Here is a 25,435-nt window from a genome sequence, read left to right on the forward strand (position 1 = left end):
TGAAGAAAAAATGAGATAGTTTATTGGGGTTCTCTACAGGAAAGGGCGAATTTTTTCCCGACTCACCTGTAAGTCTTTGTTTGTAAGCTATACAGAGGGAAAATCAATTGCAAAATGCTAGACATGCCTACCTTGTATACCTTATAAATATTGACATTAATAATAATAAGATTTAACCTCAGGGGGAATGTTCGTCTAAGTGTGTGTGCGTCAAGATAAGGTGCATTAATCTTATGGGTGAAAGTCCTGTTATGGAAGGAGTAGCTAGCTCCACCATATAGCGAGTCTTGTGCTGCTGAAGGTAACGACAGTAGTAAAGCGTAGACAGCGAAACAATCGAGCCGAAACCAAAAGGTGAACGTGATAGCCCCGAAATAGTCGGTAGTAGTGAGAGCTGATACTTTATACAGGGTAGTAAGCAATAGAATACTGGAGGTTATAACTAGCAAATCCGAAAGTATTTAATCACCAGGGGTCTCAGGCGTCAGCGAGTTTGTAGAGATTAATGATGCAACTTGAGAAGTCCTTATAACTCTTACTGAGCTAAGTAAGTATTCAAAGTACAAGTGCCGAAACATAAGGCTTTGGAGATGGTGTAAGGATGGCTGAGTCAGTTGTAGTAGTGATGAAGCTTCGTAATGGAAGTGGAGCGAAGGGCTGGCAGAAAGGTAAGAACGTAAGAGGGAAACAATGACCGTACACAGCATAGACGGAAATACATGGTCAACAAAACTTGAGCGTATAAAGTTGCTATCATCGCAAAATCAAGACATAAAGTTTAATAATCTTGGACATATTATTGATTTAGAGATGTTAGAAGAACAATATAAGGAACTCGATAGCAAGAAAGCTGTAGGAATAGATGGTATAACCAAAGCGATTTATGGTAAGAAGTTGGGAGCAAATTTGCTCTCGCTCCTTACTAGAATTCGCAAGGGGCAATATCAAGCTAAACCTGCACGAATAACGCTAATTCCGAAAGAAGATGGAGGCAAAAGACCCTTGGTAATATCATGTTTCGAAGATAAGATAATCGAGTCTGCAGTAAGCAAGATATTAAACTCTGTGTTTGAGCCAATATTCTTAAAGTGTTCCTATGGATTCCGACCTAAATTAAACGCCCATGATGCACTTAAGAAGTTGAATAGACTTACGTATAACTTCAATAAAGGAGCTGTAGTTGAAATTGATATAACTAAGTGTTTCAATTCAATCAAACATTCCGAGTTGATGGGATTCCTAAGAAAGAGAATATCTGACAAAAGATTCCTAAGACTAGTTATGAAACTGATGGAAACAGCAATTATAGAAAACGGTACTATAGTTACTAACAAGGAAGGATGCCGCCAAGGGTCTAAAACATCACCAATTTTGGCAAATGTCTTCCTACATTATGTTATTGACTGTTGGTTTGCTAAAATCAGCAAGGAAAACATAAGAGGGCAAACTGGAATGGTGAGGTATTGTGACGATATGGTGTTTGTCTTTGAGAATGAAGAAGATGCGAGGAAGTTTTATGAGGTTTTGCCTAAAAGATTAAACAAGTATGGCTTGAACATCAATGAAACTAAATCGCAGATGATTCAGTCCGGTAGATACCATGCTGAGAACTTAGCTAAGCAAGGTAAGAAGATCAAGAGTTATAATTTTCTTGGCTTTACTTGCTATTGGGGTAAATCAAGATTTGGTAACACATGGAGATTAAAATATACCACAAGGAAAGATCGATTTACCGAAAAGCTTAAAGGGCTAAGAGAATATCTACGAAGTCACCTTAATGAGAGGGACAAAGAACAGATACTATTGCAAGTCATTAGAGCTACAAAAGGGTGGATCAATTATCATGGTATATCAGATAATCAAAGACGAGTAAGTTCATTTATTCACCAAACTAGGCGAGCAATATATGGGTGGTTTAATAGAATGGGTGGAAAACGTAAGATGAATTGGCAAAGATTAGCTGTAATACTCAAAAGGGTCAACTTTCCAAATAAGTGGAAGAGCATTTCAATGTTCTAAAACCAACAAAATAGGGTACAAGCCTATCTTACCTTTCGGGAGCCGGATGCGGTAGCTCTGCATGTCCGGTTCTGAGGAGGGGCTTAACCAAGCAATTGGTTAGGTCTACTCACACAAATTGAAAAAGATAATCTTTTAAATATATAAAATAAAGATTATTGATGTTGTAAATAGCGAAGAATGTGGATAAGTTACTATCAACTTATCCACATGTTCTTCGCGTAAAATAATAGGAAATTTGACATGAGTAAACCAATGAAACCAATTCAACTAGGGTGTGTCATCAATTGAGGCAAATTACCATGGAAACCATATAAACAGCTCCTAAAAAGTTCTGAGATGTTTTGTCATATCGTGTTGCGATAGCTCTATATTGCTTCAATTTTGCAAAAAAGTTCTCAATCAAATGCCTAGCTTTATAAAGATCCTTATCATAATTAGCTGGATTCACACGATTCTTCTTTGGGGGAATCACAACTGTACATCCCTTATCTTTCAGCTTATCTCGCATACGTGCATCGGCATCATAAGCCTTATCAGCAAGTACAGCATCCGCTTTCGTCAATTCATTCATCAAAACATCAGATCCTTGCAAATCATGAGCTTGACCCGGGGTAAGATGGAATCCCGTTGGATTCCCTAGAGCGTCACATGTGGCATGGATTTTAGTACTCAGCCCCCCTTTACCTCGTCCAATTGCTTGGTCATCCTCTAACTCTTTTTTTTAGCACCAGCACTATGTTGATGACTCCTAACAATGGTTGAATCAATCATGGCATACTCGTTATCAGCATCTTTAGCCAACATCTCAAAAACCTTTTTCCACACACCTGTCTTGCTCCACCTTGAATGACGTAGGTGAATCACTCGAAAATCTCCAAAACGTTCAGGTAGGTCTCTCCAAGGTATACCAGCCCTATATCGATACAAGACCGCTTCTACAAATAGGCGATTATCCTTGGCTGTTACGCCAACAGACTCTTCCCTTCCAGGTAGGTTATCTTTAATCCGATCCCATTGATCGTCACGTAGAGCATATCGACGCATAGAGAAAATTTATCCTTAATTTTTTCTCTATTACACAACAAACAAACACTATTGTCAACTTAATTGATGACACGCCCTAGATCAAGTATCACAAATACTTAATCAAAATAAATGTATGGAGATCATACAAGGACTATACCAAGGCAAGCCGTTACTTGGTCCAAGTGGACTGCTAACGTCTTTAGTGAAAGATTTTACGGAGCTTGCCCTAGAAGGTGAAATGGATTCTCACTTACTAGAAAATAGTTTGGAACAAGGTAGTAACCGTAGAAACGGCATTAATATACTCAATTAACCTGAAGAGTTGGCAAAATGATTAAAAGTTATAGTCTGAAATTGGTCAGTTATAAGAGTAAGCAAATTACCTTTGTATTTATCAATATTAGCAAAAAATCTATCTATAGCTTCTGAGAATTGAGCAAAATTATGGTAAAATTTATTATTTGTTACAATTCTATGCATAAATTTCCATAATCGTTCAATCGGATTAAGATTAGGGCTATAGGGAGGTAAAAATACTAATTCTATTTTGCTATTTACTAGATACTCCTTTACTTTCTTTGACTTATGATACCCAGCATTATCACAAATCAAATATATCTTCTCTTTATTAGGATTTTCTGCTTCTAATTTTTGTAGAAAATTGATTATATAATCACCGTTTACTTTAGGATTATCTGTGCTAACTAATTGCAAATCAGATAAATTAATTGCTCCTATTAAATGCTTCCTTTTCCAACCACTAAATGTTGGTAAAGTTTTATTTTGATTCTTTCTGATCCAACCATAACGGGCTTTTGTTTGATACTGAGGATGAACGCTATCCATAAAATATATAGCTTCTTTAGCCTTGAGATTACCTTTTAACAAACTATATTCTAGCTTAAATAGTTCTTGCTTATCTACATCAAGCTTGCCGGGTACAATCTTTGGCTTTTTATATACAAAGCCTAATCTCCTTAATAGCTTTGTTATTCCTGCTATTGTATAGGCAACACCGTATTTTTTTTCTATGTAATTGCTAATATCTTTGGCATAAACATAATTACATACTTCTAAATGCTCTATTAACTCTTTCTCTTCTAGCTCACTTAGCTTACTTGCACTACCACCGTTAGCTGTCTCTAATTTATTAAATTTTTGATAATCTCTTACATGCTTTCTTATAGCTTCTTCACTTAACAGCAATGCTTCTGCTATTTCTTCATAGCTCCAACCTTTATCATACAGCAAAACTGCCTTAATTCGGTCACATACTCTCCTATCTCGTTCATTACCATGACGTGACTTCAGTGCCGTTCTTTGTTCAGATGTTAAAATATTTCCCATAATCATATTCTAGCTTCTTTCTTCTCTTCTTTCAACTCTTCATTTACGAGCAGTATACAAAGACTATGAAGACGGCTACAGGTTCCTTCGAACTTGAAACACCAAGAGACCGTAATGGTAGTTTTGAACCACAATTGATTAAAAAAAGACAAACTATTTTAAATGAGGAGCTGGATAATAAAATATTAGCTCTGTATGCTCTTGGGACATCTTACGAAGGGATTGCTGGACACCTACAAGAGATATATGGTGTAGAGGTATCAGCTGCTACAATTTCATCTATTACCGACAAGCTGATGCCGCAATTAAATGAATGGCGAAGTAGACCACTTGAAGCGATGTATGCGATAGTTTTTCTTGATGCTATGTTTTTTAAGGTTAGACAAGATAACAAAGTAACAACTAAAGTTGTTTATAATATTATGGGGATTGACCAAAATGGTCATAAGGATATTCTAGGATTTTATGCTTGTGAATCAGAAGGATCACATTTTTGGTTAGGTGTTCTTAACGATTTAAAAACACGTGGTATGAGAGATGTATTAATAACCTGTATTGACGGGCTAAAAGGTTTTCCGGAAGCCATTAATACAGTATTTCCAAAAACTGAAATACAGCTTTGTATAGTACATCAAATTCGTAATTCTTTAAAGCATGTAGCTAGCAAAGATCAGAAATCATTTATGGTAGATTTAAAGATGATTTACCAAGCGGAAAGTAGAGATGTGGCAGAATATAACCTGCTACGACTTGAGGAAAAATGGGGTAAAAAATATCCGATGGTTATTAAATCTTGGCAACAAAATTGGGATAATCTAGGGCGTGTCATCAATTAAGTTGACAATAGTGTTTGTTTGTTGTGTAATAGAGAAAAAATTAAGGATAAATTTTCTCTATGCGTCGATATGCTCTACGTGACGATCAATGGGATCGGATTAAAGATAACCTACCTGGAAGGGAAGAGTCTGTTGGCGTAACAGCCAAGGATAATCGCCTATTTGTAGAAGCGGTCTTGTATCGATATAGGGCTGGTATACCTTGGAGAGACCTACCTGAACGTTTTGGAGATTTTCGAGTGATTCACCTACGTCATTCAAGGTGGAGCAAGACAGGTGTGTGGAAAAAGGTTTTTGAGATGTTGGCTAAAGATGCTGATAACGAGTATGCCATGATTGATTCAACCATTGTTAGGAGTCATCAACATAGTGCTGGTGCTAAAAAAAAGAGTTAGAGGATGACCAAGCAATTGGACGAGGTAAAGGGGGGCTGAGTACTAAAATCCATGCCACATGTGACGCTCTAGGGAATCCAACGGGATTCCATCTTACCCCGGGTCAAGCTCATGATTTGCAAGGATCTGATGTTTTGATGAATGAATTGACGAAAGCGGATGCTGTACTTGCTGATAAGGCTTATGATGCCGATGCACGTATGCGAGATAAGCTGAAAGATAAGGGATGTACAGTTGTGATTCCCCCAAAGAAGAATCGTGTGAATCCAGCTAATTATGATAAGGATCTTTATAAAGCTAGGCATTTGATTGAGAACTTTTTTGCAAAATTGAAGCAATATAGAGCTATCGCAACACGATATGACAAAACATCTCAGAACTTTTTAGGAGCTGTTTATATGGTTTCCATGGTAATTTGCCTCAATTGATGACACACCCTAGCAACGTATTTTAAGTATTCAGGCGAGGTTAGAAAGCTGATTTATACCACCAATCCGATTGAGGGTTTTCACCGTCAAGTCAGAAAATATACTAAAACAAAAGGAGCTTTTACTAGTGAAAATGCTTTGTTTAAACTGGTATTTTGTGCTATAAAACAGATTACAGCTAAATGGAATATGCCAATACCAAATTGGGCAGTGACTGTTTCGCAGCTAGATATTTTCTTCCCTGATAGGTTGAATTTTAAAGTATGATATTCTATACTGACACAGTTCACCGAATGTTCTCTCATTTGGCATAAATATTAAAAAACTATCGAGCATATAATGGCAGATACTCTGCCCCATTAGATCAAGCATATCAGTGCCATCCCTGCGTAGGCAGGTATCTAGATTTTTGCTTTCGCGGGAATGACAACCTACGCTAGATTCCCGCCTACACGGGAATGACATCTTTTCCGTTGGAACAAATGAGTAAATGATATTAGGGTTAGCTACACTATTCATTAAAGCAGAAGAGTCTATAAAATTTACATGAAAATGCATACTACTACCATAATCGTTTGGAAATGGTTTGGCAGAAAAATTTACCTTGCCCCGTAATTTTTTTGTAATAATTTGTATTTTAGACTTAGTGCTACTAATTTTTCCTATATACTCAATTATGTTATTAGTAGAAGGTGGTAAATCTATTTCAAATTGATTATTGCCTTTTTCTTTCTTAACTACTATACCAAGCAGAGTTTGCAATTCGAGTGGATTAACATTTTTGCTTAAATAAAATTCTATTTCTACTCCAATGCAAGGTATTAGCGAGTAATCTGTTTGAAATTTGTTGATGATTTTTTGCAAATGATCTGATAATTTATAAACAAAATTCTGTGGAGTTGTCATATGCATGAGTTTGTAAAGAATAAAGTATATTATAAAATTTTTGATAAAAGCTTCAAGCAATCTAGTCATGTTTATAGTAAAAAGAATAAGTTTGGTGATCCTAATCAGTTAGAAATTGTCCAAAATAACAGACTAGCAGTAGTTAGGCATTATAATGCTAATAATATTGTTATTTTACAGCAAGTGCATGGTATCAAAATTATTGATGCTGATTTAATTACTGATAGTGATATTGACCCGGAAGCTGACGCGACAGTTACTACAAAAACGAATCTAGTGCTAGCACTACAAACTGCTGACTGTGTTCCTGTGTTGTTAAGTAGCGGAGATGGTATGGTTATAGGAAGTGTTCATTGTGGTTGGCGTGGTGCTAAAGCTGGTATCATTAATAATGTAGTAGAATTAATGCAGAAAAAAGGAGCAAAAAATATTAAAGCTATTATTTGCCCTAGTATTCAACAATATTCTTATGAAGTTGATCAGGAATATTATGATAATTTTGTAAAGCAGCGAGCTGATTACTCAAGGTTTTTTTTAATTCCCTGAAAACAGGACATTATATGTTCGATTTACCAGCTTATGTAGAACTTCAATTACAAGAAGCAGGTGTTAAAGATATAACCAAGATGTTAGAGGATACCTATAGTAATCCTGAGAAGTACCCGAGTTACCGGCGTTGCTGCCATACTGGAGAATTATATAACCGCACAATATTATCCACTATTGTAATTAGGAGTTAAATAAAGTAAATGTCTAAAATTTTAAAAATATCTTGTATTTTGCTAATCGTATTATGCAAGAATTATGAACTTTACGCAGAAGAATATAGCTTTAAAGAAGCAATAAACAAATATTATGATCTAAAATTGTTGCAGCCTAAAGAAGAAGATGATGGTCGGATTCAAACTCTTAATAAGAAAGGGGCAATGTCACCACGTTTAGATGAGGTAACAAAGAAATTTATAGAATTTTCAAAGAACCGGACAGTCCTAGAAATTGGTGGTGCTTATGGAAAAGCTATGATAGAAACACTAAAGAAGCAATATAACGTTATTTATCACTTAAATGATCTTGATGAACGTCATCTTTTTATTGCAGCATACAACATAGAAACGTTAAAATTAAATCAATCAACTTTAGATAAAATTAAATTTATCTCTGGTGATATTACTTCAACCTTTAAAACTGGTGATAAGTATGATGCTATTCTGATAGCACGGGTCTTACATTTCTTTTCTCTAGAGCAATTAGATAATGCAGTTGCCAACATATTTAGTCTGTTAAAAGATAGGGGGAGAGTTTATGTACTTGCTGTCACACCATATGTTAAGGGTTTTGAGAGTTTTATCCCTGAATATGAGAAGAGAGTATTAAATAAGGAATCATTTCCTGGTTATGTCCAATCTTTAAAAGATTGGGTAAATAGCCCTGTTACTGATTCTAAGCAGCTTGCGTCAATTAGTGATGGATCGTTTATGTTTATGGATCAAAATGTACTAACTTCAATCTTTAAAAAGCATAATTTTAGAATAATTGAATGTGAAGAGGTTGGATTAAAGTATAAATCAATATGGTCCTTAGATGGAAGAGAGAATGTGATTTTGATAGCAGAGAAATTAAGTAACTAAAGATGTTTACTCAAATAATTTGAAAAATGGGGATAACAAGCAATGGACAAACGAGTGTTAGCCACTATGAAGTTAGTTCGTTATAATGTAATTTAAGGAGATATTTATGGAATCACAATCACATAGTTTTACATCTGATGATGCTAAACAAAGCCCGGACAAAGTCTTACAATTTATAGCAGAATGCTTTGATCCTAAATATGACAAAGATTCTCAAGATAAGATTGAAGTACAATTTAACCTAGATATACAACGCAGCGGGGTACTTTATATTGAAACCCCAAAAGGAGGACTAGTAGACCTAGTAGCTCAGTGTAAGTTAGGTAAAGGTGATGAGTATAAAGTAACCTATCAAGATATACATAAGATATTAACCAATGATTATAAATTATCAGAACAACAAACAAACTATATTTTAGTGACAGGTCATCAAGGTAGTATAGCTGGTGGTATGGCTGGATTTAACCAGTTGAAAAGAAAAATATACGATAATTGCTATTATACGGATCATACGAATGTTGCAGAGAATGAGTGGATGAGAGGTGGTGTTGAGTCGAAGATTATTATAGATAAAGATAATAATGTATCATATGTCAGTGGACAGAAAATTATGTTTGATTGTAGTATAGCAACTTTTCCTCCACATCAAGAGTTAAATCTTAGAAATATGTTGGGTATAAAATTTGATAGCCAAGACTTTGTGGCAGTAAATATTACAGCTACGCTAGGAAAAGTAGAAGACACTAAGCTAACGACACAGCAAGTAGTAATTGATGTAGCTGGTACTGGAGAAGTCGCTAGTCAATTTATTGATGAGTTAAAAACAATCAAAACAAACTGTCCTGCCAAAGATCCTTCGTCAATTATTGCAAGTAATACCACTTTATCGAAGGAATTATTAACTGATACTCTTACTACTGAACAATATAATGCAGTTGTAACAGAAAAAGTTTTAGAAATTATATCTTCTGATGAAGACCAAACTAAAGGCATAACAACATTAAAAAAACTAGATGGTGTTCAAGAGGCTTTAGCTGATTTGCTAGTAAAACAAATTGACCAAGCAATAGAAGCTAAAAAAGATAAAGAAACAGATAAATTAAGTGCAGAGTCAATTAAGGATATTGCAAAAGAAACTGTTGTGCAGTTAAGTAAGTTTATTGATCAGCCAGACAAATATGCAATGCAGAAATTTTCTGAAGATTTGATAAAAGATCGAGCTGCTTCATCGGATGTAATAACTCCAAGGAAAAATTTTATTGAAAAAATTTGTGAGTATTTAAAAGATAAATGGCACGGATATTCTGATAATAAAAGCAAGCTACACATACCTGAGCAATTGCATGATAAAGCAAAAATTATAGGACAGGAGGCAAAATCACATATGTCATCTAAAATATCAATATCACCACCTCCACATAATAAAAAGGAGGGAACTAGAACAATTTAGTAAGCTATATAAAGAGATAAGTGAGATGGATATTGTTAAACTTGAAACTAACGGTAATATATGGTTAGCTAAAGCAAACTTTACAGCTTTCTATCCTAATGATTTACCAAATGATTTAGCTGTAGATGAAATAACATATCGTACAGAGAATTTTGATAAAAATTATCCTAGGTGTTCTTTAAAATTATATATAGGAGATAAATCAAGAAAGTTGAGTCTCAAACAATTTAACTATGATTGGTCTCCACCAGCTTACGATTACCCTGCTCTATGGAAAAATCATACAGAGTTTTCAAACATAGATATTCCTGAACCTGTTCCACACCTTCTAGGAAATAGTATATTTTGGATAGGATTTAATTACAAAAATAAAAGAGCAGCATCTGTTACAAGGGATCGTACATTGATTGAATTTACTGTTTTAGAAGGAGCTTTTACAGATCAAGAGTAATTCAAGTTGCTTCAAGATTAGCACCTTTAAACACTAATCATGCAGTAGAAGTCCTTTCTAAAACTTTTGCCGAATTAAGTTATGGCTACCCAAAAATTGTAAGAGCTATTAAGGTTCCAATAAGCTTTTGGCAAATGCCTGTTGGTGACAGTGCAATTAAATTTCAAAAAGCCTACAGTGTCAATGAAGTACCTTCAGAAATAAAGAAACATTTAGAAATACCGCAAAGTAGTGGATATTTTTTAAATTCAGTATTTACTTATCAGAAGCAAAAAGAATTCTCTGCTCAAGAAGATAGGGTAGAATATGTTTATGAACATGCTAAGGTTCCAGGGGCAACAGTACGACTAGTGAGAACACCAGTAATATCTATATCCTTTCCTCCTATTCCTGATACCACCCAAAAATTTTATTATGAGGAATTAAGTGGATTAAAAAGAAGCGTTTATTACGCTTATAGATCCAAGAATTATGGATCACATGAAGTTGTTTGGCAGGATAGAAACCATAATTATTTACTTTTAGTCAAACCTACTTCTTGGACAAATAGAGAATGGTTTTTGAGGTTTTTAGGTTCTTATCTTGAACTCACGTGAAACCATGACTATAGCCTCTTACGCATAGTTATAAAACCTTGAGGCACAGGATTTCTGTAAATTGTAACGAACTATTGACCCACCAAACCATATTAGACAAGAGTTGCATCGTTGTAAGGAATGCACGTGATAAAGGTGTATGTCCTGTATCTCCAGCAATAGGTATTATCTCAGGAACTAGTTTATTAGGCGGAGTGTGAGGGAAGAAGGGATGAGCCGCCACTTATAGTTAGATAGGGAATTTCCCGATGACATTTTCATATTCTTTTTGTGCATCCCCTATCGATAATTTCGAATATATTTCTAAAGATTGACGACTTTCATGTCCTGAATACGGCTGAATTAAGGCATCTTCAATACCTTGTTTCTTTAACCAAGTAAATAAAAAGTGTCTTAGTTTATGTGGTGAAATCGGTTCTTCAATACCAGCTTCTTTAGTGTATTACGTTAATTCGGGATAAGGATTAACGTCAATTCGGGATAAGGATATTGAGAACATGTAGATTAAAATCAAATTTTGTTGAAGGTTTATTTTTCTTTAATAGACCTCTTTCGAAACTGGTTAACGTAGTTCAAAATTATAAATGCCAGAGATCAAATTAAATCTAAGACCGAATCTTTTACGTCTATTTCGATATTTGTCAGCAATAATTTTGAACCGTTTTAGCATACCAATAACGTTTTCATTCAGAACTCTTTCTCCTGCTAACCTACGATTATTCTTTTTATCATTTTTAGTTAAAGGATTTTTCTTGCTTTTTTTCTTTGGTAACTCAGAATTATTGTGAATTTTTTGTATACCTTGATATCCTGTATCAGTAATCGCTTTAACCTTAGAATGGATAAGAATTTTGGATTCCTTAAATAATCTAAAGTCATGTTTTTTACCGTTAGAAAAATCTGTACATATTACTTGGTGTGTCTTCTTGTCTACCACTATTTGAGTTTTTAGTGTATGCCTTTTCTTCTTTCCTGAATAATAGAATTTTTGTTTTTTTTAGGTCTTTCTATAGGACTCTCAGTAGCATCAATCAAGACTACTTCATAATTCATATCACTCTTCATTAGAGCTTTACGACCTGGAAGAGCAAAGTTTGGGTGTTTAACTAGGGTGTCTTCTACCCATTTAACAGCTTTATATGCTGAACTTTCACTAATCCCATAGTTCTGACCTATATGGAAATAAGTACGGTATTCTCTAAGGTATTCTAAGACCATCAGCAACTGTTCCTCCAAATTGAGCTTATTTTTACGCCCACCTTTTGATTTCTTAAGACCATCAGCTTGCCTCAAAATATCCACCATCTTTGAGAATGTTCCCTTCTTTACTCCTGTTAATCGACGAAATTTTTTATCCTCTAACTCTTTAATCTGATCGAATTTCATATTATTACTTCAAATCAGATATTTATAACACCATTCTACATCATTGTCTAGTTTCGAAAGAAGTCTAATGAATAAGCAACAAGAGTAGATAATATATGGACAAAGGCATTTATTGGTGATCTATGTCTAGTATGTTCAAGGTTCATTTTATTTTTTAGATAATCAAAAACTGTTTCAATTAAGTTACGCTTTCGAAGTAAGATTTTTTCTTTCAAATCCATTAATTTATTTTCCATATTCTTCTTAATTCCATGAATCATTTTTAAGCCTCTTTCATATAAATTTAAGAACAAATTTTGTTTAATATAACCTTTATCAGCTGCTATAATTCCAGTTAATCTTTTTGTTAACTCCGGTACTGGAACCCTATCATCTACATTGCCTTTGGTCACTTTTAATGCCATAAACTCCCCTTTATTATTGATTATTACATGTAATTTAAAACCATAAAAATACCCCATAGAGGATTTACTATGTTTGGCTAATCCTTTAAAAACTTTATTGCTATAACGCCTTTTATTGTGACAAGCTTTAATCGTTGTAGAGTCAATAAAATAAATACCTGTTTCTTCACCAAACAACAAATGAATCAACATATTTAGCGGTATGAATAATCGTGCCATTAATTCAACAAATCTATTATAACTCAAGGCTTTAGGGAAATCATCCTTATGCATGCACTCTATATAACTTTTATAGAAAAATTTAAAATTCTTAGCATAGGATGTATGAAACATAATTATTATTGTTAACATTTCACTTAAACTCATGCTACAACAGCGATTTCTCTGCTTATTTGATGGTAATAACTTTCTCTGTTCATACTCCAAATAAATTTTACAAAAATCATCTATAAAACTATATAATTCTGTGATATCTTTTTTCATGCCTGTAGTTTGTTTTTTTGTTTAAAAATATAAATACTGCAGGCACTCCTTTTTGACAATCCTTTTATCTATTACTATTTCATCTATATCTTATCCCGAACTGACGTTAATAGCCTTTGCAGGTTATTTTTTGGATTCCCGCTTTTAGCTAGGAATGACATCGTTTTTGGTTCTGTAAGTACCATTACTTACGTTGGCTTTTTGATCCACGCGGCAATGCCTCCCAGCGAAAGCTAGGGTCTAAAACTATATAACATACCTATCTATGCTATTTTTTTAGACCCCACACCGAAGCAGGGGCAACATCCAAAGGAGCAGGAGCATAATGGTGGTAGGGGTGACATTACCTTTAACAGAGATGATACTGAACCTAGTATTAACGTTACATTGAATTAACGTTATTTTAACTGTCAGTAAAAATTCATACATTTTGTCAGTGTATTCTTTAACTCCGCCACGTTTTTGCTTTCCACAAAAATATAACTTTGCCAAATAATTTTCATCAAAACTAAGGATTATTTCTCCCATTTTTCTTAAAGCTTTGTTATAATCATTCCAGTTACGAACTTTTTTTATAGATGGTATACTGCTTGTAAATAAAGAGTTGGTATTTCTGCTTTGAAGAATTGTTTTTTGAAAATATCAGGAACTCGTGTATTCATGTACTAAATTTACACTCCGCTTACTTGCCTCTCATTTTCAAATCCAATTCGTAGGATCATTCGAGTATAGACGATAGAATCAAAATCGTGATAGCGGGAATTACCTACCAAGTCGAGGGACTAGGCGTACATTTAGTACGTGAGTACCGCTAGAATCTTGGATAATGACGATGCAATTCTTGATTTTCTATTCTAGAGTATATTATATACTTTTGATGAGTTTTTTGCCATTCTATTCAATTTCTAGGTTCATAACAACCTATTTTGACTATCCACGTTAGCAATGCCTCCCCACGAAAGCAGGAATGACATCAATTCTATCACTATTACTATGGAGCAAACATTTTTGGGTTAGCTATACAAGAATAATTACTCTTCACTACAAAGGTAATGTCACTTCTGCCTACGTAGGGATAACATCAAGGACTATTATACCTACTTAAACTTGTACATTTGGTTAATTTATGAAGTCATATACTTTTAAAGAGCATTTTTTAGAGCTAAAGGCTAGGTTTTTACGAGTATTTGCTGCATTCATTATTGGTTTTATTATTTGTTATTACTTTAGTAGCGATATATATAACATTTTATTAGAGCCGCTTGCAGAATTAGATCATGCTAATATAAGGAAAGTGATCTATACTGGTCTTACTGAAGCATTCTTTACTTATATAAAACTTGCAGCTTTTGTTTCTTTTGTCATGATTATGCCAATTATCGCTATAGAATGTTTTTTATTTATAAGACCTGGGTTATATTCAGGTGAGAAAAAATATGCTGCTTTTATTCTTTTTATGTCACCTGTTTTGTTTTGGTGTGGGAGCATCTTTGTATTTTACTTTGTTATGCCGCGTGCATGGCAATTTTTTCTAAGCTTTGAAGATAATAATGCTATTATTCCACTAATTCTAGAAGCTAGAATTAGTGAATATTTAAATTTAGTAATTCAGCTAATTATTGCGTTTGGTATGGCTTTCCAATTACCAATTATTATGTTAATATTAAATTTATTAAAAATATTAACAGCAAAAGACTTAGTGGACAAAAGAAGATCGTCTATAGTAATTATTTTTATTATTGCTGGTATTTTAACTCCACCGGATGTACTGAGCCAATTTGCTCTTGCAATACCAATGCTTTTATTATATGAAACTTCAATTATTATGTGTAAATTTGTAGAAAATCGAGGAAGTTAAATGTTAGATATAAAGTGGATTAGGGAGAATAAGCAGGAATTTGATGATCTACTTATCAAAAGGGGAATTACCCCAATGTCCGATAAAATTACTAAACTAGATGAAAGCAAACGCCAGCTAACTAATCTTATTCAGCAATTTCAGCATGCAAGAAGGAAAAAATCTAAGGATCTAGGCAACATGCCTAACAAAGCTAGTAAGGAATTTGAAGAAATAAAGCGTGATGTGGATCACATAAATGAAAAGCTGGAAGAACTGAATCTAAAATTAAATAGTAATCATCAGTTAAATGATATGTTGGAGATCCTGCCAAATCTTCCTGATGATGACGTACCATACGGTACTGATGGAAGTATGAATAAACTGCTTAAAACAGTAGGAGACATTACAACAAAACTATCTCCTCCATTACCTAAGCAGCATTTTGAACTTGGTGAAAGTTTAGGTATGATGGATTTTGTCCGTACTGCTAAAATGTCTGGTAGTAGGTTTGTAACTTTAAAAGGAGAGTTAGCAAAGTTAGAACGTGCATTGATTAATTTTATGATTGATACTCATACTCAGGAATTTGATTTTACTGAATTATCTCCTCCAGCTTTAGTACGACCAGCTGCTATGTATAATAGCGGTCAATTGCCAAAATTTGCAGAAGAGTCGTTTGAAACGGTAAATAATTACAGGCTAATTCCAACAGGCGAAGTACCTCTCGTTAATATGGTGGCTGATACCATAATAGCTAGGGAAGAATTGCCTATACGTTATGTTGCTTACACACCCTGTTACAGATCAGAATCTGGTAGTAGTGGTAAAGATACTAGAGGTATGTTCCGTGTGCATCAATTTGGTAAAGTTGAGTTGGTTACAATAACTACTGCAGAAGAATCTCAGCGTGAACATGAATATATAACTAATGCAGCTGAAACTATTCTAAAAAAACTTGATCTACCATATAGAGTTATGTTGCTTTGTACTGGAGATATGGGATTTACTGCCAAGAAAACCTATGATTTGGAAGTATGGTTGCCTGGTCAAAATCTATACCGTGAGATTTCAAGTTGTTCTAATTGTGGAGATTTTCAGGCTAGAAGGATGAAAGCTAGATATAAAGAATTTGGTAGCAACGAAACTACTTTTGTCCATACTTTGAATGGTTCTGGTTTACCAATTGGTAGGACAATAATCGCAATTCTAGAAAATTACCAAAATGCAGATGGTTCAATAACAGTTCCAAATGTTTTGGTGAGTTACATGGGGGGGTTGGAGCGAATTCATACTACTAAAGAGTATAAATAACATACGCGAATTTGGGATAAGAATTTGTCAATTCTTATCCCAAATTCGGTAAAATTATAGAAACAATCAGATTTGAGACGGCTCTGCATCTGATTGTTAAATTAATATTTTGCTAAAAACATGTATTTAATAGGTATCATTGGTGTTCAAAATAGCTAGCAACTCAAGAAAAGTTGATAAGGATTTATATAATAATTCTGCAGAGGATTTCATTCCAATTGCTTGTCATTATAATGAGAATACTTTGTTAACTAAGAATGGTGAACTACTCCAAACTATCCAAATAAATGGTATCAATGCAGAAAATATTAGCACTAAGTTATTCAATTTACGAGAAGTAGTGCGTAATGCGATCAAGAAAAATGTTCGTAATAAAAATTTTGCATTTTGGATACATACTGTACGACGTAAGACAAACTTAGATGACCCAACTTCTTATAATAAATTGTTAGCAGCTAATATTCACAATTTATGGCAAAAAAAGAATTACTGGGATGATAAATTTGTTAACACCTTATATATCTCAATAATTTATGATTCTGCTGAAATTAAAGTCAAAAATCTCAACCTTTTAATAACTTCTTTGTTTTTTGATAAAGTTGCCAGTCTCCAAAATAAGTACTTAAGTAGTGTTTTTGAAATACTAAATAGCACTGTTGATACAATACTTTTGGATTTACAAGATTTCGGTGCAGTAAAGTTAGGAATAAGATTTGAAGGGGAAGAATCTTACTCTGATCTGATGTTTTTATATCGTAGAATAATCCATCTCAACGAAGAATATTGCCTAGTACCGATTGCAAATCTATCTAATGCTTTAGCCTCTAATCAATATGCAGTTGGTAACGATAAGATTGAAGTAATAAGTAGTCATGATAAAAAGTTTGCCTCCATTATTTCAATAAAGGAATATCAAGAAGTATCATCAGCTGCACTTGATGGATTCCTACAATTACCTGTGGAATTAATAGCAACAGAAATATTTTACTTCGTTGATAAAAAAGAAGTATCTAAAACATTTGAACAACAGGCATATATTTTACAAGTTAGTAAGGATACTAAACTTGCTGAAATTACAGGAATAGATAAGATAATGAACCTTGATGCTTCAATCCCGAACCAATTTTGTAAACAACAAATTTCTATTGCTATTATAGGGTCAGACTTGGAAAAATTGGATCAATCAATTGCCCAAGCATCTAAGGAACTTGCTAAAATTGGCATTGTTCATGTGCGGGAAGATATAAACTTAGAGCAGACATTCTGGGCACAGCTCCCAGGGAACTTTTCCTATGTTAGGAGGCTCGCTCCCACAATTATAGAAAATACCGCCGCTTTGGCCTCATTACATAATTTCCCGACCGGAAGCCAAAATAACATATGGGGTAAAGCGGTGACTTTGCTTAGAACAGAAAAAGGAACTCCTTACTTTATGAATTTTCATGCTAAAAGTAATAATAGAGGAAATACTTGTATTTTTGGCACAGATAATACTGGTAAGACTGTACTAACAAATTTTTTAATTTCTGAAGCCACTAAATATAAGCCAACAATATTATATCTTTCCAATAATAATAATTCAAAGATTTTTGTTGAATCAATTGAAGGGCAGTGGTTTGAAAAGGAGAAGAACCTAATAAATCCATTTCTACTAGATGATACTCTAGAGTCAAGGCATTTCGTTATCGAATTTCTTAAAATAATTTGCAATCATTCTTTTTACCCTCTAACCAAAGCAGAATTAGCTTTCCTAGAAAACTTCGCTGATAAAATTTGGACTTTAGATAATAAAGATCGTAATTTTTCCTCCATTTTAAAAACAATGGACTTTTCTATAGAAGATGGAGATTTAATTAAACTAAGGTTAACTGATTATACAAAAGGAGGATTATATGATGGTATATTTGATAGTGATAAATTCCCTTTATCTGAAGGCGGCATAATCGGATTTAATTTGTACCCTTTCTCTGAGAAGTCTTTTACTGAACGTTTTTATCCAACAGATAGAAAACTTCTAGAAGATTTTTCAATGAATTTGACTAAGCATAATAGTTTATGTGCAGGATTAATATATGCTTTTAATTATCACTTAACTATTATAGGGAAGAATCCAAAAATGTTAGTAATAGATAATCTAGATTCCTTGTATAGACCGGAAAATTTTGATAACATATCACAAATGATTTCTGATAGATTGCTGAATAATAATGGAATCATGGTTAGTAATTTTGATTTTAGTTATCTACAGTCGATAAAAACAAGGGTGCTACAGCATTGGTTGGATTTAACAGACACTAAAATAATTTTACCATCAGAAATAAAATCACAGTATTTAGAACAAATTTTAGGATTAAATGAATCAGAAATAAATAAATTATCGAAATTTACAATTGCTTCTAGAATGTTCTTAATAAATCAAAATAATCAATCTATTGCTTTGGAGTTAAGTATAGGAAGTTTAATTGGCATTATTAAGATTCTATCCTGTAGAACCGAGGAATTAAAAATATATCAAGAAATATTACAACAATATCCAGGACATCCTGATAATTGGATTAATCCTTTGTATATGGCATTAAATCATATTTAATAGGAAGAGGAATTTGGTGCTAAAGAAATATTATCTAGCATTTTTTTTGTTGATTTACTCTAGCAAGAGTTATGCATCATTTTGGGGTGAAGTTGGGGAATGTCTAAGTGATCCTTGCAATTGCGGGTATAATAAGATAGATGAAACATGGAACGGAAGTATCAAACGAACAATAAAGCCAAATCCTATATGCCCACCATGGAATAGTAGGGATGGACGCGATACAGATAATTGCTTGATACAGTTTGACCCTCCTGAGAAGTTTATTGGATTTTATCTTCATCACTGTGCAGAACGTACACCAGAAAGCTCCTATTTTGCACCAAAGATTCGTATAAGAACTCAAAGTTGTAATGCATTTGCATGCTGGAATCAATCCGCTACTTTGAATTGGGATGGTGAATGCGTAATATGGCCTGGGGCTTATGCCTTACCCTTACTCAGAATTTGTGCTAGGGTTGCTGTTCCTGCAATTGGACCTACAAAACTGAATAAAGAAGGAACGCCAGCAGATCCTGGTTATACTCCTGGAAAACACTTGAATGATGTTGGCTTTCTAGAGGATGATAAACCGATTATTGGAGATGATGATAAACCGATTGTTGGAGATGACGGGAAACCGTTTAATAGACCAAAGCTATGTGCGTATAGTGATCCTGGTTTGGTAAATCTTGTTTCAGCTACCGGAGTTCACTTAGATCCGCTGGACTGGAACGCAGCAAAACAGCCTCTTCATAAAACAGATGAGTTACATCCTCTTGCAAAAATTCTAAAGTTTTTAATAGGAATTAAGTCTACTATGAGTATATCAGGACTATTAGGTAAGTTATTAGACATGATTGGTTCTGACAATACACCAGGTCTTGATGTTATAAAAGAAATAGTTAAATGGATAGGATATATTTTTGAACAACAATGGCTGTATGAAGTGGCAAAACAAATAGTAGAAGCACTTGGTGCACTAAATCGTTCTGTTGATGACTACCAATTTGGTTGCGTTGAATTACCATTAGGTCCTTTTCCACCACCATATTGCTCTAAATTAAAACAATTCATTATTACTCCCACTACAAAGCGTGTATGCAGTAAAAAGAAAGGTGATTTATTTGTTCAATCTTCAGATGCACCATGCGTAGTGTCTAAATTAAGAAATAATCTTATTCATAATGTCGTACGTGTTAGTTTAGACAATCTTGTACCTCTTTGTAAAAATAAAGAAAATCCACAAGAAACCGATAAATGTGTAGTAATAGATAATCTTGGTCCATTTTCTTCAGCTAAAGGAATTCATATTGCTACTGCTCAACGCGATGCAATAAAAAAATGTTCAGATGGTGACGAAAAACTTTGCGTTAACACAAAAATTCCTTTTGAATGTAGTGTTACTGAGAATGGTTGCGAAGATGGATTTAGGATAGTTTACACACAAAAAGTAGGTAATATCTCTACACCAAGTAGTTACTATGTTGATGATTTACCTGATTGTAATAGCGAAAAAGCAAAGGGTAAGATTACTTGTCAAGAAATATGGGGCATAAATATTGGTGAGTTTATTGATGTTAGTCTTGCATTTCCTAGTATACAAGGTCAAGATGCTACAAGTTTACTACCGCTCAGGGAAACCTTTAAGCTCAGAGATAATGTTGGTGACAGGCCTAATGTTGGTGACAGGCCTAATGTTGGTGACAGGCCTAATGTTGGTGACAGGCCTAATGTTGGTGACAGGTCTTTTGTTGCTTCAATTACTATAGATAGTATATTGGATACTACCGTAGAACCTAATTTTCGTCGTGATCCAAAATCTATTTGTGTAGCAGAAGGAAAGAGCTTGGTTGGTTGTGAAGACAGGGTGATAGATGGTTACCAAATCCTAACCTACCAGTGTGAAAAATTTCCTGGAATCTGCCTTAAAAATACCTATTATACTCCTCAATTTATTGCGTCAATAGGAGTGTCAGATGATAAAGGGAATATTGTTGATTCAACTAGTACTGTTATTACACCATTGTCGGTTACTCAGTCAATAGCAGGCAAGACAGAAGCAATAATAAATTTAGCAGGATTTAATTTTACTTCCTTCATGGCATATATTTCTAATACCCCCTCAACTATATATACTGCTATGCCATTTTCTGGAACAAAATCTATGAATCCTTTAACGATATATGGTAACTATAAAGATGACAAGACCCCCTATGATGTTAATACAGGAATTCCTAATACAAATGTTGTATATTTAAATGGTCTTGAATATATAAATGGTCAATATGTTCAAGGTGCAACGCATGGTTGTTTACAATTAAAAGATATAGACAAATGTATTCCGGGAGTAAATGATACTAACTGTGTACTAGCAAGACTACTTGAATCAGATACAGTTGATTGCTCAAAATTTAAGACAAAAAGTATGCAATACCTAGGTCTGCACATCTGTCAGGATACTCATACTGATTGTAACTCTGTGGAGACTATAGATGATCTTAAGACAAAGGGTATTACGATTTATAAATGTGCTAACTCTACGTATTGTTATAAAAATAATCGTAAGCCAGATGTTGAAGTATGTAAAGTGTCTGTAGATAGTAATAATAGAATCGATCCTTCTCCGTCACTAGGCCCTACAATAAACACTGATGGAAAGTATTACACTGCTACTTTTAATAAGGATGGTGTTCTTATTGATAAGAATGGTACTTTTGTTGATAAAGATGGGATTCCTGTAGATAAGGATGATGTTATTGTCAATGAAAATGGTGTTTTTGTTAATAAGAAGAATGGTGCTCTTGTGTATCAGGATGGTACTTCTATTGAAAAAACTGCTGCAATCCGAGATAAAACCCCACAAGAATTAGGTTTTTGTACCTTAGTTCCTGCCCCTAAATGTCAAGCAATTACCACCCCGACTAATGACAGTGGTAACGCAACATGGTCTAGCACAGAAATAGGTGATCCTGACACAAAAATAGGTGATTTGGCATTAGGTACTTGTAAGCCTGGTTGGGTAGTAATTGATCCGAATAAACCACTACAACGTTATTGTCTATCAAATATCGATACTAAAACAGTGGCATTTGAAGCCTTACCGGATGGTGTTGGATGTAAAGAGAATACTGGTCTTAATTTCAAATATACAAGCGATAAAAAAGATTTTCCTGTTAAAAATAACTACGATACTTTAACTAAGGTTGGAACCTTTATACTTGGTGGCTCATACGATTCTGCAGCACATACTTACGATGCATTTTATTGCGTAAATTATGAGTTTGATATACCAAATACTAACATGCTAAGCTCTTTCACCATAGGTGGTAATGGTTCATATTATGATGATTACATAATGATTAAAGTTAATAATCAACTTATCAATACTGGTCCTGACAGATTTGACTTGATGGAATGTAGAAATTACAACGCTGACCGTACTCACTGTGATGTTTACATTTCTAGAAATGGCAAATTTGTGAAAGCACCCGACATATATAGATCTACTAACCTACCACAGCTTGATTTGATGCCACGTTTACGAAATGGTAAAAATAATATTAATACTTGTGTGGGAATAGTTGGAGGAGGAACTTTAAATGTTACTATTAAATATCAACTGAAATAACCTAGGTTTGATAAAGACATCAGGCTATCACCATTACTATAGTCAATTCAGGAGGATTTGCTGCTAGGAGCGATGCCTATATGTAATAGGCGAGTGATCGAAGACGACGTTTGCCTACTTCTCATCAATTGACTATATACTCGATAATCAAGTTTTTATTAAGTTATATAATTCATGGCAGTTTGAAAATCATGAAAAGAAGCCGAGAAGATATCATTTTTAGATCTCAGCCTACGCTGGGATGACATAAACTGCCATGAGTTGTAGTCTTCAGAAAAAAAACTTGATTATCGAGATATAGCTAAAACCTTCTCGGGTTAGCTATATCTTAGTTGCAACGCAACTAGCTGTGAATAATTTAATTTGTGCTAGACATGTTGCTACGGCAGTTTCAGTTCGGAGGATATTTGGTCCTAGACTTATTGATAAAGTATTGGGTCTTAATGAAAGCATTTGGAGTTCATTTTGTGAAAAACCACCTTCTGGACCGACAACAACTGAAATATTTGCCGAAATATCTGATGAATATATAGGCATGATTTTTAATAAAGTATTATTTTCATCTTCATTTTCATTGGCATATATTATAGAATTACCTAGAGTTTGCTCTAAGAAAAGACTAAGTGATACTACTGGCATAAGAATGCAGGGTATTAAACGTTCGGACTGCTCTGTAGATTCGATAATACATTTCATCAATCTTTGAGTATTAACAGTGCGAAATTGAGATCTTTCTGCGATTAGTGGAATAATTTTTGTTACCCCAAGCTGTATAGCCATATCTATGGCATCCAACATTCTATCACTTTTAATAATGGATATTCCTAAAGTAAGTTCAGGTTCAACTGTTGCTTTTCTTAAAATATTAGTAAGTCCAACATGTAAATTATTTTTTGTCATACCAGTAATTTGTGCTATAAACTCACCATCTGTGCCATTAAAAATTCTAAAATGATCGCCAACCTTTAGTCTTAATACTGTTTTAAGGTAGTGACTATGATCTTCTGCAAGATTTAACGAATAGTTTTCAATTAGTTTGATATTGGTATATATTCTGTGAAGATGAGAAAATTTCATAATTTTAACTCTAATGGTTAACACCTAGGCATTTTGACTTTTTCATTTACTTCAAAATATTATTTTAATAATTAAAATTATGTTTTGAGTAACAATATATTATTAAGGAAAAAACAACAATGAAAAAAAACTAACTCAAACAGAAGGAGATAATGTAGTATGAAAAGAAAATTCACAGAAATAGAAGATAATTTGTTTAAAACACTTCATAAAAAGGGTAATCCTTTAGTATTGTATAATATTTGGGATGTTGGTTCAGCACAGATTGTAGAGAAGTCTGGGGCGAAAGCATTAGCTACAAGTAGCTGGGCAGTAGCAAAATCTTATGGTTATGAAGATGGTGAGAAATTCCCACTTAAATTAGCCTTGCAAAATTTAAAGAATATTATTGAAAAAGTCAAAGTACCTGTGAGTTTTGATTTTGAATCAGGATTTGCATCGAAGTTAAGTGATTTAATAGAAAATGTTGAACACGTAATTAAAACAGGGGCAATTGGTATAAATTTTGAAGATCAAATTATTGGGAAAGAAAAGGCAAGATACTCTATAGAAGAACAATGTAAACGAATTAAAGCAATTAAAGAAGCTATAAAGGAGTTATTGCCTAATATGTTTATTAATGCTAGAACGGATATCTTTCTTCAAAAAGATACATCTGAGCATAATGAACAAGACTTAAAAGAAGCTATAGAACGAAGCAAAGCTTATGCAGAAGTTGGAGCTGATGGGTTTTTTGCACCAGGCTTAGCAAATCATAATTTTATAAAACAATTATGTGAATTTTCACCTATTCCTGTCAATATAATGGTGCAAGATATAACGACAGTAAAAAACCTTGTTGATTTAGGTGTATCTAGAATTAGTTACGGTCCTTTCCCATATATTGCAGTGATGCAAGAATTGGATAAATCTGCAACTGAAGTGTTAACATATATAGATACAAATAAAAAGACGTAATAGGAGAGGACTAGTACATATTATGGATAACAAAAAAGATACTACCATAAAAGATAAAAAAGAAAACCCCAAAGAAATAGGCGGCTTTAAAGGTCAAGAACCAACTACCTATGGAGATTGGCAGCATAAAGGTAAAGTAACTGATTTTTAAAAATATTAAAAAATTTATGCCAAATTTTCATCAAGTCAAAATTCTACCATATAATGCACAAGAATTATATTACTTAGTTCTTGACGTAAAGTCATATCCTGAATTTTTGCCATGGTGCAAGGCTGCTAGAATTATCTCAGAGAGCGAGAATCAAATTATAGCTGAATTAGTAATTCAGTTGAAAGGTTTCACAGACAAATATCAATCAAAAATTATATACTCAAATGATTTAAAGAAACAAAGCTATTCTATTGAAGTAGAAGCAGTTTCTGGACCATTTAAATATTTAAAAAACTTATGGCAATTTTCCAAAGAAGATACTGGTAGTAAAATAGAGTTCTTTATTGATTTTAAGATGAAATTTGCAATAGTTGACAAGTTAGTTAGTATATTTTTTACTGATGCTACTGAAAAAATGGTTGATGCATTTGAAAAAAGGGCAGATACTATGTTAACTAAAATAAACTTAGCAAACTACTCTTGAAATAGGATATTTAATTAGTGCAAATTTAATATTTATTATTATTTTGCTACTCAACTT

19 protein-coding genes and 5 pseudogenes are annotated in these 25,435 nt (G+C 33.6%); 17 read left to right on the forward strand and 7 right to left on the reverse strand.

Annotated elements, in window-relative coordinates:
- Positions 1-690 precede the first annotated feature (690 nt).
- Positions 691-2,019, forward strand: a complete 1,329-nt coding sequence (locus ACN1AG_RS02605) for a reverse transcriptase domain-containing protein (protein WP_417905387.1) — start codon at positions 691-693, stop codon at positions 2,017-2,019.
- Positions 2,020-2,302: 283 nt separating this feature from the next.
- Here ACN1AG_RS02605 and ACN1AG_RS02610 read toward each other — a convergent pair.
- A protein-coding gene (locus ACN1AG_RS02610) for an IS5 family transposase (protein ID WP_417904533.1) occupies positions 2,303-3,066 on the reverse strand; the annotation gives its coding sequence in 2 pieces (ribosomal slippage) (positions 2,303-2,731 and positions 2,734-3,066; 762 coding nt in all).
- A gap of 115 nt (positions 3,067-3,181) precedes the next feature.
- Here ACN1AG_RS02610 and ACN1AG_RS02615 point away from each other — a divergent pair.
- Positions 3,182-3,361: a hypothetical protein gene (locus tag ACN1AG_RS02615; RefSeq protein ID WP_417905388.1), complete on the forward strand. Its 180-nt coding sequence runs from the start codon at positions 3,182-3,184 to the stop codon at positions 3,359-3,361.
- Here the strand turns inward: ACN1AG_RS02615 and ACN1AG_RS02620 are convergent.
- Complete coding sequence (locus ACN1AG_RS02620; protein ID WP_417904842.1) at positions 3,358-4,395, reverse strand: IS630 family transposase; 1,038 nt, start codon at positions 4,393-4,395, stop codon at positions 3,358-3,360. The genes ACN1AG_RS02615 and ACN1AG_RS02620 overlap by 4 nt on opposite strands.
- 59 nt (positions 4,396-4,454) lie before the next feature.
- Between ACN1AG_RS02620 and ACN1AG_RS02625 the strand changes: the two are divergent.
- The 3 genes and pseudogenes from ACN1AG_RS02625 to ACN1AG_RS02635 form a co-directional block, all read left to right on the forward strand.
- Positions 4,455-5,213: pseudogene (locus tag ACN1AG_RS02625) on the forward strand (IS256 family transposase); the annotation flags it as partial.
- A gap of 77 nt (positions 5,214-5,290) precedes the next feature.
- A protein-coding gene (locus ACN1AG_RS02630) for an IS5 family transposase (RefSeq protein WP_417904533.1) occupies positions 5,291-6,054 on the forward strand; the annotation gives its coding sequence in 2 pieces (ribosomal slippage) (positions 5,291-5,623 and positions 5,626-6,054; 762 coding nt in all).
- Between the two features lie 9 nt (positions 6,055-6,063).
- Positions 6,064-6,321, forward strand: a pseudogene (locus ACN1AG_RS02635) (transposase); the annotation flags it as partial.
- On the opposite strand, the gene ACN1AG_RS02640 reads toward ACN1AG_RS02635, so the two are convergent.
- Positions 6,280-6,960, reverse strand: a complete 681-nt coding sequence (locus tag ACN1AG_RS02640) for a hypothetical protein (protein ID WP_417905389.1) — start codon at positions 6,958-6,960, stop codon at positions 6,280-6,282. The pseudogene ACN1AG_RS02635 and the gene ACN1AG_RS02640 sit on opposite strands and share 42 nt — an antisense overlap.
- Here ACN1AG_RS02640 and pgeF point away from each other — a divergent pair.
- From pgeF to ACN1AG_RS02665, 5 genes and pseudogenes are all read left to right on the forward strand, one after another.
- Positions 6,961-7,700 (forward strand): annotated as a pseudogene (gene pgeF, locus ACN1AG_RS02645) (peptidoglycan editing factor PgeF). It abuts the gene before it with no gap.
- Positions 7,701-7,709: 9 nt separating this feature from the next.
- Positions 7,710-8,588, forward strand: coding sequence for a class I SAM-dependent methyltransferase (locus ACN1AG_RS02650; protein WP_417905390.1), 879 nt, complete (start codon positions 7,710-7,712; stop codon positions 8,586-8,588).
- A 106-nt stretch (positions 8,589-8,694) separates the two neighbouring features.
- The gene (locus ACN1AG_RS02655; RefSeq protein WP_417905391.1) at positions 8,695-10,038 is read left to right on the forward strand and encodes a hypothetical protein; all 1,344 of its coding nucleotides are present in this window, start codon (positions 8,695-8,697) and stop codon (positions 10,036-10,038) included.
- 25 nt (positions 10,039-10,063) lie between these two features.
- On the forward strand, positions 10,064-10,489 hold the full coding sequence (locus tag ACN1AG_RS02660; protein ID WP_417905392.1) for a hypothetical protein: 426 nt from the start codon (positions 10,064-10,066) through the stop codon (positions 10,487-10,489).
- Positions 10,490-10,623: 134 nt separating this feature from the next.
- Complete coding sequence (locus ACN1AG_RS02665; RefSeq protein ID WP_417905393.1) at positions 10,624-11,085, forward strand: hypothetical protein; 462 nt, start codon at positions 10,624-10,626, stop codon at positions 11,083-11,085.
- 229 nt (positions 11,086-11,314) lie between these two features.
- Here the strand turns inward: ACN1AG_RS02665 and ACN1AG_RS02670 are convergent, their stop codons facing one another.
- The 3 genes from ACN1AG_RS02670 to ACN1AG_RS02680 form a co-directional block, all read right to left on the reverse strand.
- On the reverse strand, positions 11,315-11,509 hold the full coding sequence (locus ACN1AG_RS02670) for a tyrosine-type recombinase/integrase (protein ID WP_417905639.1): 195 nt from the start codon (positions 11,507-11,509) through the stop codon (positions 11,315-11,317).
- A gap of 138 nt (positions 11,510-11,647) precedes the next feature.
- Positions 11,648-12,471, reverse strand: a protein-coding gene (locus ACN1AG_RS02675; protein WP_417904739.1) for an IS5 family transposase whose coding sequence is annotated in 2 segments (ribosomal slippage) — positions 11,648-12,084 and positions 12,084-12,471 — 825 coding nt in all. Because the reading frame shifts where the segments join, the coding sequence is not laid out codon by codon here.
- Between the two features lie 47 nt (positions 12,472-12,518).
- A complete protein-coding gene (locus ACN1AG_RS02680; protein ID WP_417905394.1) occupies positions 12,519-13,358 on the reverse strand; it encodes an IS982 family transposase in 840 nt (279 codons plus the stop codon).
- 1,126 nt (positions 13,359-14,484) lie between these two features.
- Between ACN1AG_RS02680 and tatC the strand changes: the two are divergent.
- The 4 genes and pseudogenes from tatC to ACN1AG_RS02700 all read left to right on the forward strand — a co-directional run bounded on the left by tatC (position 14,485) and on the right by ACN1AG_RS02700 (position 22,709).
- Positions 14,485-15,239, forward strand: a pseudogene (tatC, locus tag ACN1AG_RS02685) (twin-arginine translocase subunit TatC).
- Positions 15,217-16,509 (forward strand): serine--tRNA ligase, encoded by a 1,293-nt coding sequence (serS, locus tag ACN1AG_RS02690; RefSeq protein ID WP_417905395.1) that lies wholly within the window; start codon positions 15,217-15,219, stop codon positions 16,507-16,509. The pseudogene tatC and the gene serS overlap by 23 nt, the downstream one beginning before the upstream one ends.
- Before the next feature lie 151 nt (positions 16,510-16,660).
- On the forward strand, positions 16,661-19,099 hold the full coding sequence (locus tag ACN1AG_RS02695; RefSeq protein ID WP_417905640.1) for a VirB4 family type IV secretion/conjugal transfer ATPase: 2,439 nt from the start codon (positions 16,661-16,663) through the stop codon (positions 19,097-19,099).
- Between the two features lie 16 nt (positions 19,100-19,115).
- A complete protein-coding gene (locus ACN1AG_RS02700) occupies positions 19,116-22,709 on the forward strand; it encodes a hypothetical protein (protein WP_417905396.1) in 3,594 nt (1,197 codons plus the stop codon).
- 321 nt (positions 22,710-23,030) lie between these two features.
- On the opposite strand, the gene ACN1AG_RS02705 is transcribed toward ACN1AG_RS02700, so the two are convergent.
- The gene (locus ACN1AG_RS02705; protein ID WP_417905397.1) at positions 23,031-23,786 is read right to left on the reverse strand and encodes a 16S rRNA (uracil(1498)-N(3))-methyltransferase; all 756 of its coding nucleotides are present in this window, start codon (positions 23,784-23,786) and stop codon (positions 23,031-23,033) included.
- A gap of 159 nt (positions 23,787-23,945) precedes the next feature.
- Between ACN1AG_RS02705 and ACN1AG_RS02710 the strand changes: the two genes are divergently transcribed.
- The 3 genes and pseudogenes from ACN1AG_RS02710 (at position 23,946) to ACN1AG_RS02720 (ending at position 25,378) form a co-directional block, all read left to right on the forward strand.
- Complete coding sequence (locus ACN1AG_RS02710; protein ID WP_417905398.1) at positions 23,946-24,743, forward strand: isocitrate lyase/PEP mutase family protein; 798 nt, start codon at positions 23,946-23,948, stop codon at positions 24,741-24,743.
- 67 nt (positions 24,744-24,810) lie between these two features.
- A pseudogene (locus ACN1AG_RS02715) lies at positions 24,811-24,894 on the forward strand (DUF1674 domain-containing protein); the annotation flags it as partial.
- 16 nt (positions 24,895-24,910) lie between these two features.
- Complete coding sequence (locus tag ACN1AG_RS02720) at positions 24,911-25,378, forward strand: type II toxin-antitoxin system RatA family toxin (protein ID WP_341757741.1); 468 nt, start codon at positions 24,911-24,913, stop codon at positions 25,376-25,378.
- The last annotated feature ends 57 nt before the right edge of the window (positions 25,379-25,435 follow it).

The organism is Candidatus Tisiphia endosymbiont of Micropterix aruncella (assembly GCF_965178575.1).
Classification (GTDB): domain Bacteria; phylum Pseudomonadota; class Alphaproteobacteria; order Rickettsiales; family Rickettsiaceae; genus Tisiphia.